At 64.2% G+C, this 14,749-nt stretch carries 12 protein-coding genes and 1 pseudogene; 10 read left to right on the forward strand and 3 right to left on the reverse strand.

Translation table 11 applies throughout. The features are described from left to right. Positions 1 to 85: 85 nt before the first annotated feature. The 3 genes from AC1D05_RS00305 to speB all read left to right on the forward strand — a co-directional run bounded on the left by AC1D05_RS00305 (position 86) and on the right by speB (position 5,208). On the forward strand, positions 86 to 1,963 hold the full coding sequence (locus AC1D05_RS00305) for an ABC-F family ATP-binding cassette domain-containing protein (RefSeq protein WP_140768333.1): 1,878 nt from the start codon (positions 86 to 88) through the stop codon (positions 1,961 to 1,963). Positions 1,964 to 2,178: 215 nt separating this feature from the next. After that, on the forward strand, positions 2,179 to 4,299 hold the full coding sequence (locus AC1D05_RS00310; protein ID WP_477437170.1) for a molybdopterin-containing oxidoreductase family protein: 2,121 nt from the start codon (positions 2,179 to 2,181) through the stop codon (positions 4,297 to 4,299). 105 nt (positions 4,300 to 4,404) lie between these two features. Further along, positions 4,405 to 5,208: an agmatinase gene (gene speB, locus AC1D05_RS00315; protein ID WP_477437172.1), complete on the forward strand. Its 804-nt coding sequence runs from the start codon at positions 4,405 to 4,407 to the stop codon at positions 5,206 to 5,208. Between the two features lie 13 nt (positions 5,209 to 5,221). On the opposite strand, the gene AC1D05_RS00320 is transcribed toward speB, so the two are convergent. Further along, entirely contained in the window at positions 5,222 to 6,364 is a 1,143-nt protein-coding gene (locus tag AC1D05_RS00320) for a flavin-containing monooxygenase (protein ID WP_477437174.1), read from the reverse strand. 79 nt (positions 6,365 to 6,443) lie between these two features. Next, positions 6,444 to 6,952: pseudogene (locus tag AC1D05_RS00325) on the reverse strand (Lrp/AsnC family transcriptional regulator). 74 nt (positions 6,953 to 7,026) lie between these two features. Between AC1D05_RS00325 and AC1D05_RS00330 the strand changes: the two are divergent. The 4 genes from AC1D05_RS00330 (at position 7,027) to AC1D05_RS00345 (ending at position 11,130) form a co-directional block, all read left to right on the forward strand. After that, positions 7,027 to 8,235, forward strand: coding sequence for a diaminopropionate ammonia-lyase (locus AC1D05_RS00330; protein WP_477437176.1), 1,209 nt, complete (start codon positions 7,027 to 7,029; stop codon positions 8,233 to 8,235). Beyond that, positions 8,232 to 9,470 (forward strand): allantoate amidohydrolase, encoded by a 1,239-nt coding sequence (locus AC1D05_RS00335; protein WP_477437178.1) that lies wholly within the window; start codon positions 8,232 to 8,234, stop codon positions 9,468 to 9,470. Before AC1D05_RS00330 ends, AC1D05_RS00335 begins: the two co-directional genes overlap by 4 nt. Continuing rightward, positions 9,463 to 10,635 carry a M20 aminoacylase family protein gene (locus AC1D05_RS00340; protein ID WP_477437180.1) on the forward strand — a complete coding sequence of 391 codons (1,173 nt, stop codon included), beginning with the start codon at positions 9,463 to 9,465 and terminating at the stop codon, positions 10,633 to 10,635. The genes AC1D05_RS00335 and AC1D05_RS00340 overlap by 8 nt, the downstream gene beginning before the upstream one ends. Before the next feature lie 303 nt (positions 10,636 to 10,938). Then, on the forward strand, positions 10,939 to 11,130 hold the full coding sequence (locus AC1D05_RS00345; protein WP_477437182.1) for a hypothetical protein: 192 nt from the start codon (positions 10,939 to 10,941) through the stop codon (positions 11,128 to 11,130). A gap of 6 nt (positions 11,131 to 11,136) precedes the next feature. On the opposite strand, the gene AC1D05_RS00350 is transcribed toward AC1D05_RS00345, so the two are convergent. Beyond that, on the reverse strand, positions 11,137 to 11,283 hold the full coding sequence (locus AC1D05_RS00350) for a hypothetical protein (protein ID WP_477437184.1): 147 nt from the start codon (positions 11,281 to 11,283) through the stop codon (positions 11,137 to 11,139). Between the two features lie 121 nt (positions 11,284 to 11,404). Between AC1D05_RS00350 and AC1D05_RS00355 the strand changes: the two genes are divergently transcribed. Genes AC1D05_RS00355 through dapB form a run of 3 tightly spaced genes read left to right on the forward strand, consistent with a single transcriptional unit; the run spans position 11,405 to position 14,511 of the window. Continuing rightward, on the forward strand, positions 11,405 to 11,578 hold the full coding sequence (locus AC1D05_RS00355) for a hypothetical protein (protein ID WP_172230336.1): 174 nt from the start codon (positions 11,405 to 11,407) through the stop codon (positions 11,576 to 11,578). A gap of 54 nt (positions 11,579 to 11,632) precedes the next feature. Further along, positions 11,633 to 13,726, forward strand: a complete 2,094-nt coding sequence (locus AC1D05_RS00360; RefSeq protein WP_477437186.1) for an ATP-dependent helicase — start codon at positions 11,633 to 11,635, stop codon at positions 13,724 to 13,726. Positions 13,727 to 13,734: 8 nt separating this feature from the next. Further along, entirely contained in the window at positions 13,735 to 14,511 is a 777-nt protein-coding gene (gene dapB / locus AC1D05_RS00365; protein ID WP_477437188.1) for a 4-hydroxy-tetrahydrodipicolinate reductase, read from the forward strand. Positions 14,512 to 14,749 lie beyond the last annotated feature (238 nt).

The following is a 14,749-nucleotide window of genomic DNA, read 5'->3' on the forward strand; positions in this document are numbered from 1 at the left end:
TTGTGCTCGCCGTTTTCAGGCCTTGTGCGGCCAACTGGCCCGCAAGGTCTTGCGAAGCGTTGATGTCCAGTGCAAAAGCCCCGGCATGCTGATCATCAACGACCTTTCGCTCCGCATGGCCGGGCGCCTGCTTCTCGACCACGCCTCGCTGACCTTGCCGGCCGGCACCAAGGCCGGCCTTGTCGGTCGCAACGGCACCGGCAAGACGACGCTGTTCAAAGCCATCACCGGAGATTTTCCCTCCGAGACTGGCTCGATCAGCCTGCCAAAGAACACCCGCATCGGCCAGGTAGCGCAGGAAGCGCCGGGAACCGAGGAGCCGCTGATCGAGATCGTGCTCAAGGCCGACCTCGAGCGCACGGCGCTGCTCGAAGAGGAAAAAACAGCCACCGATCCGCACCGCATCGCCGACATCCATATGCGGCTGGCCGACATCGACGCACATTCCGCCGAATCCCGCGCCGCCACCATCCTCGCCGGCCTCGGCTTTGACGACGCCGCGCAACGCCGTCCCGCCTCGTCCTTCTCCGGCGGCTGGCGCATGCGCGTGGCGCTGGCAGCCGTGCTGTTTTCAGAGCCTGACCTTCTGCTGCTCGACGAGCCGACCAACTATCTCGATCTCGAAGGCACGTTGTGGCTGGAAAACTATGTGTCGAAGTATCCGCACACCGTGTTGCTGATTTCGCACGATCGCGACCTGCTCAACCGCGCCGTCAACTCGATCGTTCATCTCGACCAGAAGAAGCTGACCTTCTGGCGCGGCGGCTACGATCAGTTCGAGCGCCAGTATACCGAGCAGAAGGAATTGCAGGAAAAGGGTCGCGTCAAACAGGAAGCCGCCCGCAAGCATATGGAATCCTTCGTCGAACGCTTCCGCGCGAAGGCGTCGAAGGCCAGACAGGCGCAGTCGCGCATCAAGGCACTGGAAAAGATGAAGCCGATCGCGGCCATCGTGAACGATTCGGTGCGGCCGTTCTCCTTCCCGGAACCGGTGAAGACGGTGGCATCACCGATCGTGGCGCTGAACAACGTCAATGTCGGCTACACCGAGGGCCAGCCGATCCTGAAGAAGATGACGCTGCGCATCGACGCCGACGACCGCATCGCGCTGCTCGGCGCCAACGGCAACGGCAAGTCGACCTTCGCCAAACTGCTGTCCGGCCGGCTCAAGCAGGAGAGCGGCACGATGACGGTGGCGCCTGGGCTGAAGGTGGCGATCTTCGCCCAGCACCAGCTCGATGACCTGCGGCCGGAGGAAAACGCCTATGAGCATGTGCGCCGGCTGATGCCGGAAGCGCCGGAATCCAAGGTGCGCGGCCGCGTCGCCCAGTTCGGTCTTACCACCGAGAAGATGAATACGCCCGCCAAGGACCTGTCGGGTGGCGAGAAGGCGCGCCTTCTTATGGGCCTGTCGGCCTTCGAGGGGCCGAACCTGTTCATCCTCGACGAGCCGACCAACCATCTCGACATCGACAGCCGCGAATCGCTGATCCATGCGCTCAACGAATTTCCCGGCGCCGTCATCCTGATCTCGCACGACCGCCATCTGCTAGAAGCGACAGCCGACCGGCTGTGGCTGGTCAAGGACGGCGCGGTCAACCCGTATGATGGCGACCTGGAGGACTACAAGACGCTGGTCACCGGCGTGTCCGGCGACCGCCGCGGCAAGCGCGAGGCGGACAAGGCCTCAAAAGCCGACCGCCGCCGCGACGCGGCAGCGCGCCGTGCCGCCTTCGAGCCACTGGCCAAGGAAATCCGCGCCACCGAAGCGCTGATGGACCGTATCCGCAAACGCATCGACGGCATCGAGGATGAACTGGCCAACCCGGCGATCTACGAAAAGGATCCCTCGACGGCGACACGCCTGGCCAAGGAGCGCTCGCAGCTGGCCCAGACGCTGGCCGGCCACGAGGAAAAATGGCTGACCATGTCGGCCGAATATGAGGAAGGCACGGCGGAGTAGGGGAGCGTTCTTCCCCTTCTCCCCTTGCGGGAGAAGGTGGCCTCGCGAAGCGAGGTCGGATGAGGGGTGTTCCAGGGAACGCAAACGCCTCACTCCGCTGGAACACCCCTCAACCGTCTCGGCGCTGCGCGCCGCTTCCCCTTCTCCCACAGGGGGAGAAGGGGAAGGCCATCTGGCCCTACACGCCGCCGTCATAAACGACTAGTTTGCTCGCCATGAACCAGCACGCCAAGCTCCGCATCGGCCATTCGGCCTGTCCGCATGATTGCCCGTCGACCTGCGCGCTCGAGGTCGAACTGCTCGACGGCAACCGCATCGGCCGTGTCCATGGCGCCAAATCCAACAGCTATACGGCCGGTGTGGTCTGCGCCAAGGTGGCGCGCTATTCCGACCGCGTCCACCACCCCGACCGGCTGCTGAAGCCGCTGATCCGCGCCGGCGCCAAGGGCGATGGCGTCTGGAAGGAAGCGAGCTGGGACGCCGCACTCGACCTCGTCGCCGAAAAATTCGTCGCGGCCGAGGCAAAATACGGCTCGGAGACGGTCTGGCCCTATTTCTATGCCGGCACGATGGGGTTGGTTCAGCGCGACGGTATCCACCGGCTTCGTCACGCGAAAAAGTACTCAGGCTTCTTCGGCTCGATCTGCACCAATCTGGCCTGGACTGGCTGGATGATGGGGGCAGGCGCCTTGCGCGGGCCCGACCCGCGCGAGATGGCGAAATCCGACTGCGTGGTGATCTGGGGCACCAATGCCGTGGTCACCCAGGTCAATGTCATGACCCACGCCATCAAGGCGCGCAAGGAGCGTGGCGCTAAAATCGTCGTCATCGACGTCTATGAAAACGCGACCATGAAGCAGGCCGACATGGGTCTGGTGCTGAAGCCCGGCACCGACGGCGCGCTGGCTTGCGCGGTCATGCATGTGCTGTTCCGGGAAGGCCTGGCCGACCGCGTCTATCTCTCGAAATACACCGACGATCCCGCCGGGCTGGAGGCGCATCTGAAGACGCGCACGCCGGAATGGGCCGCCGCGATCACCGGCCTTGGCGTCGCTGAAATCGAAGCCTTCGCCCGCCTCGTCGGCACGACCAAGAAAACCTATTTCCGTCTCGGCTACGGCTTTGCCCGCCAGCGCAACGGCGCCGTCAACATGCATGCCGCGTCCTGCATCGCCGCGGTCACCGGCAGCTGGCAATATGAGGGCGGTGGCGCCTTCCACTCGAATTCCGGCATCTTCAAGCTCAACCAGGATGTGCTGGAAGGCTCCAGGATGCGCGATCCCTCGATCCGCTATCTCGACCATTCGCGCATCGGCCCGGTGCTGACCGGCGCCAGCGACGCGCTCTATGGCGGCCCGCCGGTGACGGCGATGCTGATCCAGAACACCAACCCGGTGAATGTCGCGCCCGAGCAGCGGCTGGTGAAGCAGGGCTTTCTGCGCGACGACCTGTTCACGTGCGTGCATGAGCAGTTCATGACCGACACCGCCAAGCTGGCCGATGTGGTGCTGCCGGCGACGATGTTCCTCGAGCACGACGACGTCTACAAGGGCGGCGGCAATCAGCACATCACGCTCGGACCGAAGCTGATCGAGCCGCCGGAGGGGCCGCGCACCAACCACTTCGTCATCGAGCAACTGGCCGAGCGCCTGGGGGTCGCCGACCGCCCAGGTTTTGGCCTCACCGAGCAGCAGCATATCGACATCATTCTCGGCAAGCGCGGGCTGGGCAGCTTCGACAGCTTGAAAGAGCAAAAATGGCTCGATCTGCAGCCGGATTTCGAGACCGCGCATTTCATCAAGGGGTTTGGCCATGCGGATGGAAAATTCCGCTTTCGAGCCGACTGGACCGGTCAGGCGGCTCCCAACCGGCCGCCGAAGAGCATGGGCCTGTTCGGACCGGTGGAACGGCTGCCCGAGTTTCCCGATCATGTCGACCTGATCGAAGTGGCTGATGAGGCGCATCCGTTCCGGCTGACGACCTCGCCGGCACGCAATTTCCTCAACTCGACCTTTGCCGAGACGCCGGTGTCGAAGGAAAAGGAAGGCAGGCCGGTGCTGCTCCTGCATCCCGACGACGCGGCTGACCTCGGGCTTGCCGATGGCGATCGTGTCGAGGTCGGCAACCGGCGCGGCGACCTGGTGCTGCATGCGAAATTCTTCGACGGCATCAAGCGCGGCGTCGTGATCGCCGAAGGCATCTGGCCAAACAGCGCCCATGAGCGCGGCGAGGGCATCAATGTGCTGACCGGCGCCGATGCGCCAGCACCCTATGGTGGTGCTGCCTTCCACGACAACAAGGTCTGGCTGCGCAAGGCGAGGGAGCTGGCGGCCTAGCCGGTCGGCGATCTCACCTGGCGCTGTACCTGGCCCAAGCAGCTATCGTCGCAACGGCCAACTCGCGCGGCTATAGAGGCATTCTCAGCATCGGGGAGGATGTCGATGGCAGGCGCGATTTCGCTTATGGGAATACCGCATGACGAGAACTCGTCCTATCTGCGCGGCGCGGCCGAGGCGCCGGCTCTGATCCGGCGGGAGCTGCACTCCGATGCCTACAGCTCATGGAGTGAAACCGGCTTCGATCTGACCGGCCGTTTCGTCGATCATGGCGACATCGACTTCGCTGGCGCTGGCGACCCCTGGGAACGGATCGAAAGTGAGGTTGGCCGCGCGCTGGATGTGGGCCATCCGCTGATCAGCCTGGGCGGCGATCACGCCATTGCCTGGCCGGTTCTACGCGCCGTGCGCCGCCGCCACCCCAGCCTGACGATCGTCCAAATCGATGCGCACCCCGATCTCTATCATTCCTATGGCGACAACCCGCGCTCGCATACCTCGCCCTTCGCCCGCATCATGGAGGAGCGGCTGGCAGTCCGGCTGATCCAGATTGGACTGCGCACCCTGAACGACGACCTTCGCGACCAGGTCAGGCGCTTCGGCATTGAGGTGGTCGAGGCGCGTCATGTCAGCGAGAGCTTGCAGATCGACCTGACAACACCAGTCTATATCTCGATGGACCTCGATGGGCTTGACCCTGCCTTTGCGCCCGGCGTCTCGCACCGCGAGCCGGGTGGGCTGTCGACCCGGCAAGTCATCAATCTCATTCAGGGCATCAACCAGCCGATCGTGGCCGCCGATATCGTCGAATACAATCCGCGCCAGGATCTCTCCAACATGACGGCGCTTGTCGCCGCCAAGCTGACCAAGGAGATCGCCGGCATGATGCTGAAGACTGCGCTGGGATAGGGCAGACCGCAAATCACACCGGCAGGATTTCGGCCGCCTTTTTCCTGTTCAGCCGGTGCCGGATGTCGTCGGCGATCGCCTGGGCTTCAATCCCGATTTCGCGCAGCAGTCCGGTGACTGCATTGTGGAAGCCAATGAGGTAGAGGCCGAGATCCGAAGCTTTGGGGGTAACGCCACTGCGGTCCGGCTGGATGCCGGGCTCGAGGAATCTGGGATAGCCCGGCCGGTAACCGGTCGCGAAGATGATCGCGTCGAATTCGCCGTGGTTGCCGTCTGTAAAACGCGCACCGCGTTCCGAGACCTCGGCGATGTCGGGCGCGATTTTGATGGCGCCTTCGCGGATCTTGCCGATGGTGCCCACGTCGATCACCGGAATGCGCGATGCAATCGCAATCTGTTCCAGCAGTCCCTGTCCCGGCCGTCTGAGCCCATATTTTTCCAGCCTGCCCAGCACGAGGTCGAGAATGACGGGGAACAGAGCATCATTGAGGCGCTGCGGCCCCAGGCGCGTCGCCATGCCGACCATCTGGATGGGCACGCCGAACAGTTCGCGCGGCACGATATGAACGCCGCCACGCACGGAAATCGTCGGTTGTGCGCCGTTTTCCGCCAGGTCGAGCGCAATCTCGGCGCCGGTATTGCCCATGCCGACGACCAGCACGGACTGACCGGCGAAAGGCACGGCATTGCGATAGTCGGCGCTGTGCAGTGTCTTGCCCGCAAAGGTGTCGATGCCGGCAAATCCCGGCCGCAGGGGCTCGGCATTGTAGCCTGACGCGATCACCACATGTTTGGCGTGCATCGGACCGGATGTCGCCTCCACAAGCCAGCCGCGACCCTCCCGGGTGATCGCGTTCACCGTTTCTCCAAACCGGGGCTTGAGGTCGAAGCGCTGCGCATAGGCATCGAGATAGTCGACGAAGAGATCGCGCGGCACATAGCGCGGATAGTTCTTGGGAAAGGGCACGAAGGGCAGCGACGAATAGCGCTTGGTCGTGTGCAGGTGGACGCGCTCGTAATGGCGCCGCCAGGCGGGCGCGGCCTGTTGCTCTTTTTCGATGATGATGAAGTCGATACCGGCCTGCCGCAGGCATGCGGCAACGGCCAGGCCCGCCGGCCCGGCACCGATGATCGCTACTGTCGTGGTGTCGCCCAAGCGCGCCTCCCAGCTCAATTCGCGTCCTGAGAATGTCAAAAGCATGGCGGGCGGACTGGTGCCTGCCTGCCGGCAAGCCTCAATCCGGCAACGGCACCGTCAACCCGACCTTGACGCGGTCCATGGCCACGAAGGTGCGGAACTTCCGGACATTGTTGCTGCCGAAAAACAGTTTTCGCGTCAGCGCCTCATAGGCGCCCATGTCGGCCACGGTGAGGACGAGGATGAAGTCAGCCTCGCCGGTGACATAGTAGCATTGCTGCACTTCAGGCGTTTCCGAGAATTGCCGCTTGGCCGCGTCGATGAGCTCGGTGCGCTCGCTCTCCAGCTCCACCTCGACGAAGATGGTGATCGGCTGGCCGACCGCCGCGGGTTCGATGATGGCGACATTGCTTGCAATGACGCCGGTCTGCTCCATGCGCTTGATGCGGCGCTGCACGCCGGCGCCGACAGATTAACCGCTTCGCCGATCAGGCGCTGCGGCGTGGTGTTGTCCCGCTGCAGGATGGCAAGGATGGCGAGATCGAAACTGTCGAGCGGAGGCGGCGGTTGAGGCAATGGAGCTATCCCGGCGAAACAAACTTGCATTTCGGAGGCTCAATTACAGCGCTCTTTGCGCCTGTCCTGCAATATGGTCTCGCTGACTGCCAAGGAGGTCGCCAGTGTTCCTGCCCAATCGCAATGCCCTGCACGGTAAGCCGCTTGATGCGGCCGACGCCGAAACCCTTGGGATTGCCGGAGCCGACACGGTCGAGCGCTTCCTCGCCCATCGTAACAACCATCGTGAAACGCCGCTGCACGCGCTGCCGTCGCTGGCCGGCGAACTCGGCCTCGCAGCACTGCATGTCAAGGATGAGGGTTTTCGTCTCGGCCTCGGCAGCTTCAAGGCGCTGGGCGGCGCCTATGCTGTCTTCCGCTTGGTGCTGGAGGAGGCGGCCAAGCGGCTTGGCCACGCCGTCGATGTCGAGGATCTCAACAGCCCCGATGTTCACTCGGTTGCGGCGAAGATGACATTTGCCTGCGCCACCGACGGCAATCATGGCCGCTCTGTCGCGCAAGGCGCCGAACTTGCCGGCGCCAGGGCGGTGATCTTCGTCCATGCCGGCGTCAGCGACGAGCGGATCGCCGCAATCGCCCGCTACGGCGCGGAAATGATCCGTGTCGATGGCAATTATGACGACTCGGTCAAGCAAGCCGCCAAGGTCGCGGCCGAGAAAGGTTGGACCGTGGTGTCGGATACGTCGTGGCCGGGCTACGAGCGCATTCCTGGCCTGGTGATGCAGGGTTATACGGCGATCGTGCGCGAAGCGCTGCGCCAGCTCCGCGAGCCGCCGACCCACGTCTTCGTCCAGGCGGGCGTTGGTGGCATCGCTGCCGCCGTGGCCGGCCATCTCGCCATCGTGCTCGGCGACGCCAGGCCAACCTTCATTGTCGTCGAGCCGGCCCGCGCGGCCTGCGTTGTCGCGGCTGCCCGGGGAGGGCATGTGGTCAAGGTCGCGCACGACCAGCCGACTGTCATGGCCATGCTTGAATGCTACGAGGCGTCGCAGGTCGCCTGGCGGGTGCTGGTGCGTGTCGCCGACGCCTTCATGACCGTGGACGAGGACGACGCCATCGCGGTGATGCAGCGGCTGGCACGGCCGGCCGGCAGCGATCCGGTGATCGTCGCCGGCGAGAGCGGCGGCGTCGGCCTTGCCGGACTGATCCGGGCGGTGGCTGATAACAGGACCGATCTCGGCCTCGGCGGCAAATCCCGCGTGCTGGTGATCAACACTGAAGGTGCCACCGACCCGCATCGCTATGCCGAACTGGTCGGCATGAGCCCGGCCGACGTGCTGGCCGGCAAGCTCGCTGCCGAGGCGACACCATGATCGCGATTGATGCACAGCGCTTGCTCAATCGCATCCATGAACTCGGCGCCACTGGCCGCGACGGTGAGGGCAGGCTGACCCGGCTGGCCGCTTCCGACACCGACAAGCAGGGCCGCGACCTCTTCGTCGGCTGGCTCCGGCTGGCCGGGCTCGATGTCGCCATCGACCGCATCGGCAACATTTTTGGCATCTGGCAGAGCGCCGACAATGCCGGCGAGACACCGCTGCTCATCGGCTCGCATATCGACACGGTCATCGATGCCGGCATCTATGATGGCTGCTACGGCGTGCTTGCCGGGCTGGAAGTGATCGAGACGCTGAAGGCCTCGGGGCTCTCGCCGTCGCGCCCGCTCGCCGTCGCCGCCTTCACCAATGAGGAAGGCGTGCGCTTTTCTCCCGACATGATGGGGTCGCTGGTCCATGCCGGCGGCGTCGATGTCGAAGCAGCACTTGCCGCTGTCGGGACCGACGGCAGCACGCTCGGGCAGGAACTCGCCCGCATTGGCTATGCCGGCGACCGCGAGCCCGGCTTTCTCAAGCCGCACATCTATGTCGAACTGCATATCGAACAGGGGCCAGTTCTGCAGCGCGAAGGCATCCCGATCGGTGCGGTGGAAACCCTGCAAGGGATTTCCTGGCAGCGCATCACCCTCGATGGCGTCGCCAATCATGCCGGCACCACACCGATGTCGATGCGCTGCGACGCCGGATATGCTGCGGCACGAATCGTCACCTTCCTGCATGACCGGGCAGCGGCCTCCAACGCGCCAACCGTTGCCACAGTCGGCACGATGCGCTTGGAGCCGAACGCCATCAACGTCATTCCATCGCGCGCCGTCTTCACCGTCGATCTGCGCGATCCCGACGAGCAGCGCTTGCAGGCGCAGGAGGCGGCGCTGGCTGCCTTTCTGCAACAGCTCGCCGCGGAGGGCATCACCGTGACGGTCGAAAGGCTGGCTCGCTTCGAGCCGGTTGTTTTCGACGGCCGAGTCGTCGAGCTGATCGAGGCCGCGGCGAGGAAGCGCGGGCTTGCCTCGCGGCGCATGACCTCGGGCGCCGGCCATGACGCGCAGATGATCGCGCGCATCGCGCCGGCGGCGATGATCTTCGTGCCGAGCGCCGGAGGCATCAGCCACAGTCCGCATGAGCACACCGAAGATGCCGAGCTTGTTGCCGGCGCCAACATCCTGCTTGATGTGATCACCGAACTTGCGGAGGGGCGGAGGAATGGCTGAACTCGATCCCGAAACATTGAAGCGCGAGATGACCGGGTGGCGGCGCGACCTGCATGCACACCCCGAATTCGGCTTCGAGGAGAAACGCACCGCTGCCTTCGTCGCGGCCAAGCTGCGCGAATTCGGCCTGGACGATGTTACGGAGGGTGTCGGCGGCACCGGTGTCGTCGGCACGCTGAAGCGCGGCACCGGCAACCGCGCCATAGCGCTTCGGGCCGATATGGATGCGCTGCGCATATCAGAGCAATCGGCCGCGTCCTATCGCTCCGGCAATCCCGGAGTGATGCACGCCTGCGGCCATGACGGCCACACCGCCATGCTGCTTGGTGCGGCAAAGCTGCTGGCCGGCGAGGGCGGTTTCGACGGCACCGTGCGCTTCATCTTCCAGCCGGCCGAGGAGTGGGGCAGGGGCGCGCTGGCGATGCTCGACGATGGCCTGATGCAGCGCTTCCCCTTCGACGAGGTTTTTGGCCTGCATAATATGCCCGGCCTTCCCATCGGCCACTTCGAGACCCGAGTCGGCCCCGTCATGTCGGCCGAGGATAACTTCGAGATCGTGCTCAGCGGGCTCGGCGGCCACGCGGCGCGGCCGCATTCGGGCAATGAAACGCTGGTCGCCGCCTGTGCGCTGGTCACCAATCTGCAGACCATCGTCTCGCGCCGTCTGAGCCCGGCCGACATAGCGGTGGTGTCGGTGACCGAACTGATCACCGACGGCACCCGCAATGCACTGCCCGGTCTTGCCCGCATCCTCGGCGACGCGCGCAGTTTCCGGCCGGAAGTCAGCGCCGAGATCGAACGGCAGATGCGCATTATTGCCGAGGGCACCGCTGCCGCCTACAACGTCACCGCCGAGGTCAACTACACCAGAGAATTTGTGCCTTTGCGCAACGATGCCGAACTGGTTGACGCGGCCTTCGCCGCCGCGGGAAACGTCTTCGAGCCCGGCAATATCGCGGTCGCCCGCGAGCCGATGACAGCGTCGGAGGATTTTGCCCGCTTCCTCGATCACGTGCCGGGCTGCTTTGTCTTCCTCGGCAATGGTGAGGCCTCGGCGCCGCTGCACAATTCCAGCTACGACTTCAACGATGACGGGTTGTTGTTCGGCACGAACTTCCATGCTGCCATCGTCAGGCAAAGACTGGGCAACGAGACCGACAGATGATCGTGGTTTGATTGGCTGCTCGAACCGGCTTTGTACGTTTTTATCAAACGACGATCCTCAATGACGCAACGGAAAGACTCAGCTAACCTCCGCTACGCGGCGGACCTCTTATCCGCTTGGCCGGCGCCTTCTCCTCCCAAGCGGCGCCGGCCTTCTTCGTTGCGGCGCTGGCCGCTAAATTAGTGCTCATTAAATTTGGAATATTCGCGCTTGCCGGACGTTAAAATCTTTCTGGCATGAAAGCCGCCGGTCTTTGGGGTTTTTGCGGGAAGACGGATGCGCGGGCGGGGCTGGATAAAGGCGTTGCGTCAGGACGAAGCGCGGCAGGTGCGCGCGCGCATCGCTGAACTTGAACGAAACCTGACCGCGGCGTCGCCCTCTTCGGGCCGTCAACCGCGGCAGGAAGCCGGACACGAACTGCGCAATGCCAAGTTTCGCCTCGAGCGCCTTGAGGAGTGCATCGCGGCAATGCCTGACGTTCCGACTGTCACCTGAACATATTCACTTGCCGACAATCCCGGCGTTCGGGACAGGATTGCTGGCGTGAGAACTTTGTTCGGCACCAGGAGCCTTCGTCGGTGGCAGTTTGTTGTCGCAGGCCGAGACAGCCAAAGCCACCAGAACGAGGCTTAATCCTAGCTTTTTCATCGCTACCGCCTCCAATCTCACAACGAACCTCCAATCCTCAAAACGAGGCGATGTTGGTTTGGTTGCGAACGGGAACAAAACGCCATGCCTGCGGTTGATCCCTATTAGAGGAGACCGCAGCATGATCCGTTTGCTTCTGGCCGGCACATTTGCCTTTCTCACCTACCGCCTCGCGCGCAGGATGATCGATGACGTGCCCGGCGACATCGATCCCCTTCTGTTGCCCGCATCGAGAAGCGACCGCGACGCTCTGCGCCGACAATCGGCGGCCATGGGTGTCGATCCCCGGCGCTAATTCGTCGTGCCGCTTCGGTGTTGCGAACAAAGCGGAAACGATGCTTGATGGGCGATGAACCTCGCCGCCCATGATTCGACCTTTGTGGAATCGACCGTCGCGCCTGCCTATCTCGCTCGCTTGAACGATGCCCAACGCCAGGCGGTCGAGCATGGCGACGGCAAGATCGCCGGTCCTTTGCTGGTCATTGCCGGCGCCGGATCGGGCAAGACCAACACACTGGCGCATCGCGTCGCCCATCTGATCGTCAAGGGCGCCGACCCGCGCCGCATCTTGCTGATGACCTTTTCGCGCCGCGCCGCCTCCGAAATGGCGAGACGCGTCGAGCGCATCGCCGGCGAGGTGCTCGGCCGCGACGCCGCGGTCATCACCGATGCGCTGACCTGGGCCGGCACCTTTCACGGCATCGGCGCCCGGCTTTTGCGCGACTATGCGCTGGAGATCGGCCTCGATCCGGCCTTCACCATCCATGACCGCGAGGATTCCGCCGACCTGATGAACCTCGTGCGCCACGAACTCGGCTTCTCCAAGACGGAAGCGCGCTTCCCGACCAAGGGCACCTGCCTTGCCATCTATTCGCGTGCCGTCAACGCGCAAGCGCCGCTGGGCGAAGTGCTGGGGTCAGCGTTCCCCTGGTGCGCCGGCTGGGCCGAGCAACTGAAGCAGCTGTTCGCCGGCTATGTCGAGGCCAAGCAGGCGCAGAACGTCCTCGATTACGACGATCTGCTGCTCTACTGGGCGCAGATGGCGGCCGAGCCGGAAATCGCGGCGCATCTCGGCGGGCGTTTCGATCATGTGCTGGTCGACGAATACCAGGACACCAACCGGCTGCAGGCTTCGATCCTGATGGCGCTGAAACCGGACGGTGCCGGGCTGACCGTGGTCGGCGACGATGCGCAGTCGATCTATTCGTTCCGCGCAGCCGAGGTGCGCAACATCCTCGACTTCCCCAACCAGTTCGCGCAAGCCGCCGATGTGGTGATGCTGGAGCGCAACTATCGCTCGACCGAGACCATTCTGGCCGCCGCCAATGCGGTGATCGGCGAGGCCTCGGAGCGTTTTACGAAGAACCTCTGGTCGGAGCGTAAATCAACCGACAAGCCTAGGCTGGTCAGCGTGCGCGACGAGGTCGAGCAGGCGAACTTTGTCTGCGATACGATCCTTGCCGAGCGCGAGGCCGGCACGGCGCTGAAATCGCAGGCGGTGCTGTTTCGCGCTTCGCACCACAGCGGGCCGCTGGAAATCGAGCTGACGCGGCGCAACATTCCCTTCGTCAAGTTCGGTGGCCTGAAATTCCTCGACGCCGCGCATGTCAAGGATGTGCTGGCGGTGCTGCGTTTTGCTGAAAACCCGCGCGACCGTGTCGCCGGTTTTCGCGTCCTGCAGCTGATGCCGGGCATTGGCCCCTCGGCCGCCGGACAGATCGTCGAGACGATGACCACGGCACTGGATGAGGCTATGGGCTTGGCCGGCTGGCGCCCGCCGCAGCGCGCGGCGGATGACTGGCCAGGTTTCGTCTCGCTCTATGCCGGCCTGCGAGCCGGCGCCAAATGGCCGGCCGACCTCGAACAGGTCAGGCTGTGGTACGAGCCGCATCTTGAGCGCATCCACGAGGACGCGATCACACGCCGCGCCGACCTGTTGCAGCTCGAGCAGATCGGGTCGGGCTATGCGTCGCGCGAACGCTTCCTGACCGAACTGACGCTCGATCCGCCGGACGCGACCAGCGACCAGGCCGGACCGCCGCATCGCGACGAGGATTATCTGATCCTGTCGACCATCCACTCGGCCAAGGGCCAGGAGTGGAAGAATGTCTTCGTGCTGAACACGGTCGATGGCTGCATTCCGGCCGATCTCGGCGTCGGCACCAAGGAGGACATCGAGGAGGAGCGCCGGCTGCTCTACGTGGCAATGACGCGGGCCAAGGACAATCTCAACCTGGTCATGCCGCAGCGTTTCTTTCCGCACGGCCAGGCGGCGCGCGGCGATCGCCATCTCTATGCCTCGCGCACCCGCTTCATCCCGGCCTCGATCCTTGCTGCGTTCCAGCAGGTATCATGGCCGAGCGCGCAAGAAGCACAGGGCAGGGCGCCTCGGCCGGAAGTGCGCGTCGACATCGGCGCGCGCATGCGCGGCATGTGGAAATAGCCGACGCCATGGCGCAGCCGCCGATCAGGATTGCCATCGCCGGGGCGCTCGGCCGCATGGGCCGCCAGATGGCCGAGGCTGTGCAGGCCGATCCGCGGCTGGCGCTTACCGCCCGCTTCCATCGCCCAGGCAGTGTCGGTGACGGGCTGGTGAGCCGCGACGAGGCGCTTGCCAAGGCCGATGTCGTGATCGATTTCACCACGCCTGCTGCATCAGCCGAACTGGCAACGTTTTGCGCAAACCGCGGCGGCCCCGCTTTGGTGATCGGTTCGACCGGTTTCGATGCCGCCGAACTGGCCACCATAGCGGATGCCGCGAAAACGGTTCCCATTGCCCGCTCCGGCAGCTTTTCGCTTGGGCTGAACATGCTGGTCGGGCTGGTCGAGCAGGCGGCGAGAGCGCTCGATCCCAAGGACTGGGATGCCGAGATTTTCGAGGCGCATCACCGCCACAAGATCGATGCGCCATCCGGCACCGCATTGATGCTGGGCCAGGCCGTTGCCGGTGGACGCGGCGTCGCACTGGACACGGTCGCAAGGCGCGTCCGCGACGGCGTCACCGGCAAGCGTCCCACCGGCGAGATCGGTTTCGCGGTGACGCGTGGCGGCAGCATCATCGGCGAGCACAGCGTCAGCTTCTGTGCCGAAGGCGAGCTTGTGACCTTGTCGCATGCCGCCGGCGACCGAATCATGTTTGCCCGTGGCGCCATCGCCGCCGCACTTTGGGTGTCGGGACGCTCGCCCGGCGAATACGATATGCGCGACGTGCTTGCGCTGAACGATTGAGCAGGCGTGCGTTGTCGCGGCATGTCCGCCTATGGTGGCGGACAGCCGCAGCTTACCAATCTGTAAGCTTTGATTTTCGGCTTTACCCTGAAAGCTGGATGAAAGGTTGGTGCCATAACTGTTGACTGGCGCCCCCATATTGTCGTGCAAAAGCGATGGGAGAGAGAGGGGCGCGGGAAACGAACAAAGGGAAGAGGCCATGTCGCTCGCGCGAATTCTGCTTGATTCAGCCGCCACA

Source organism: Mesorhizobium sp. P2_E9 (assembly GCF_056403815.1).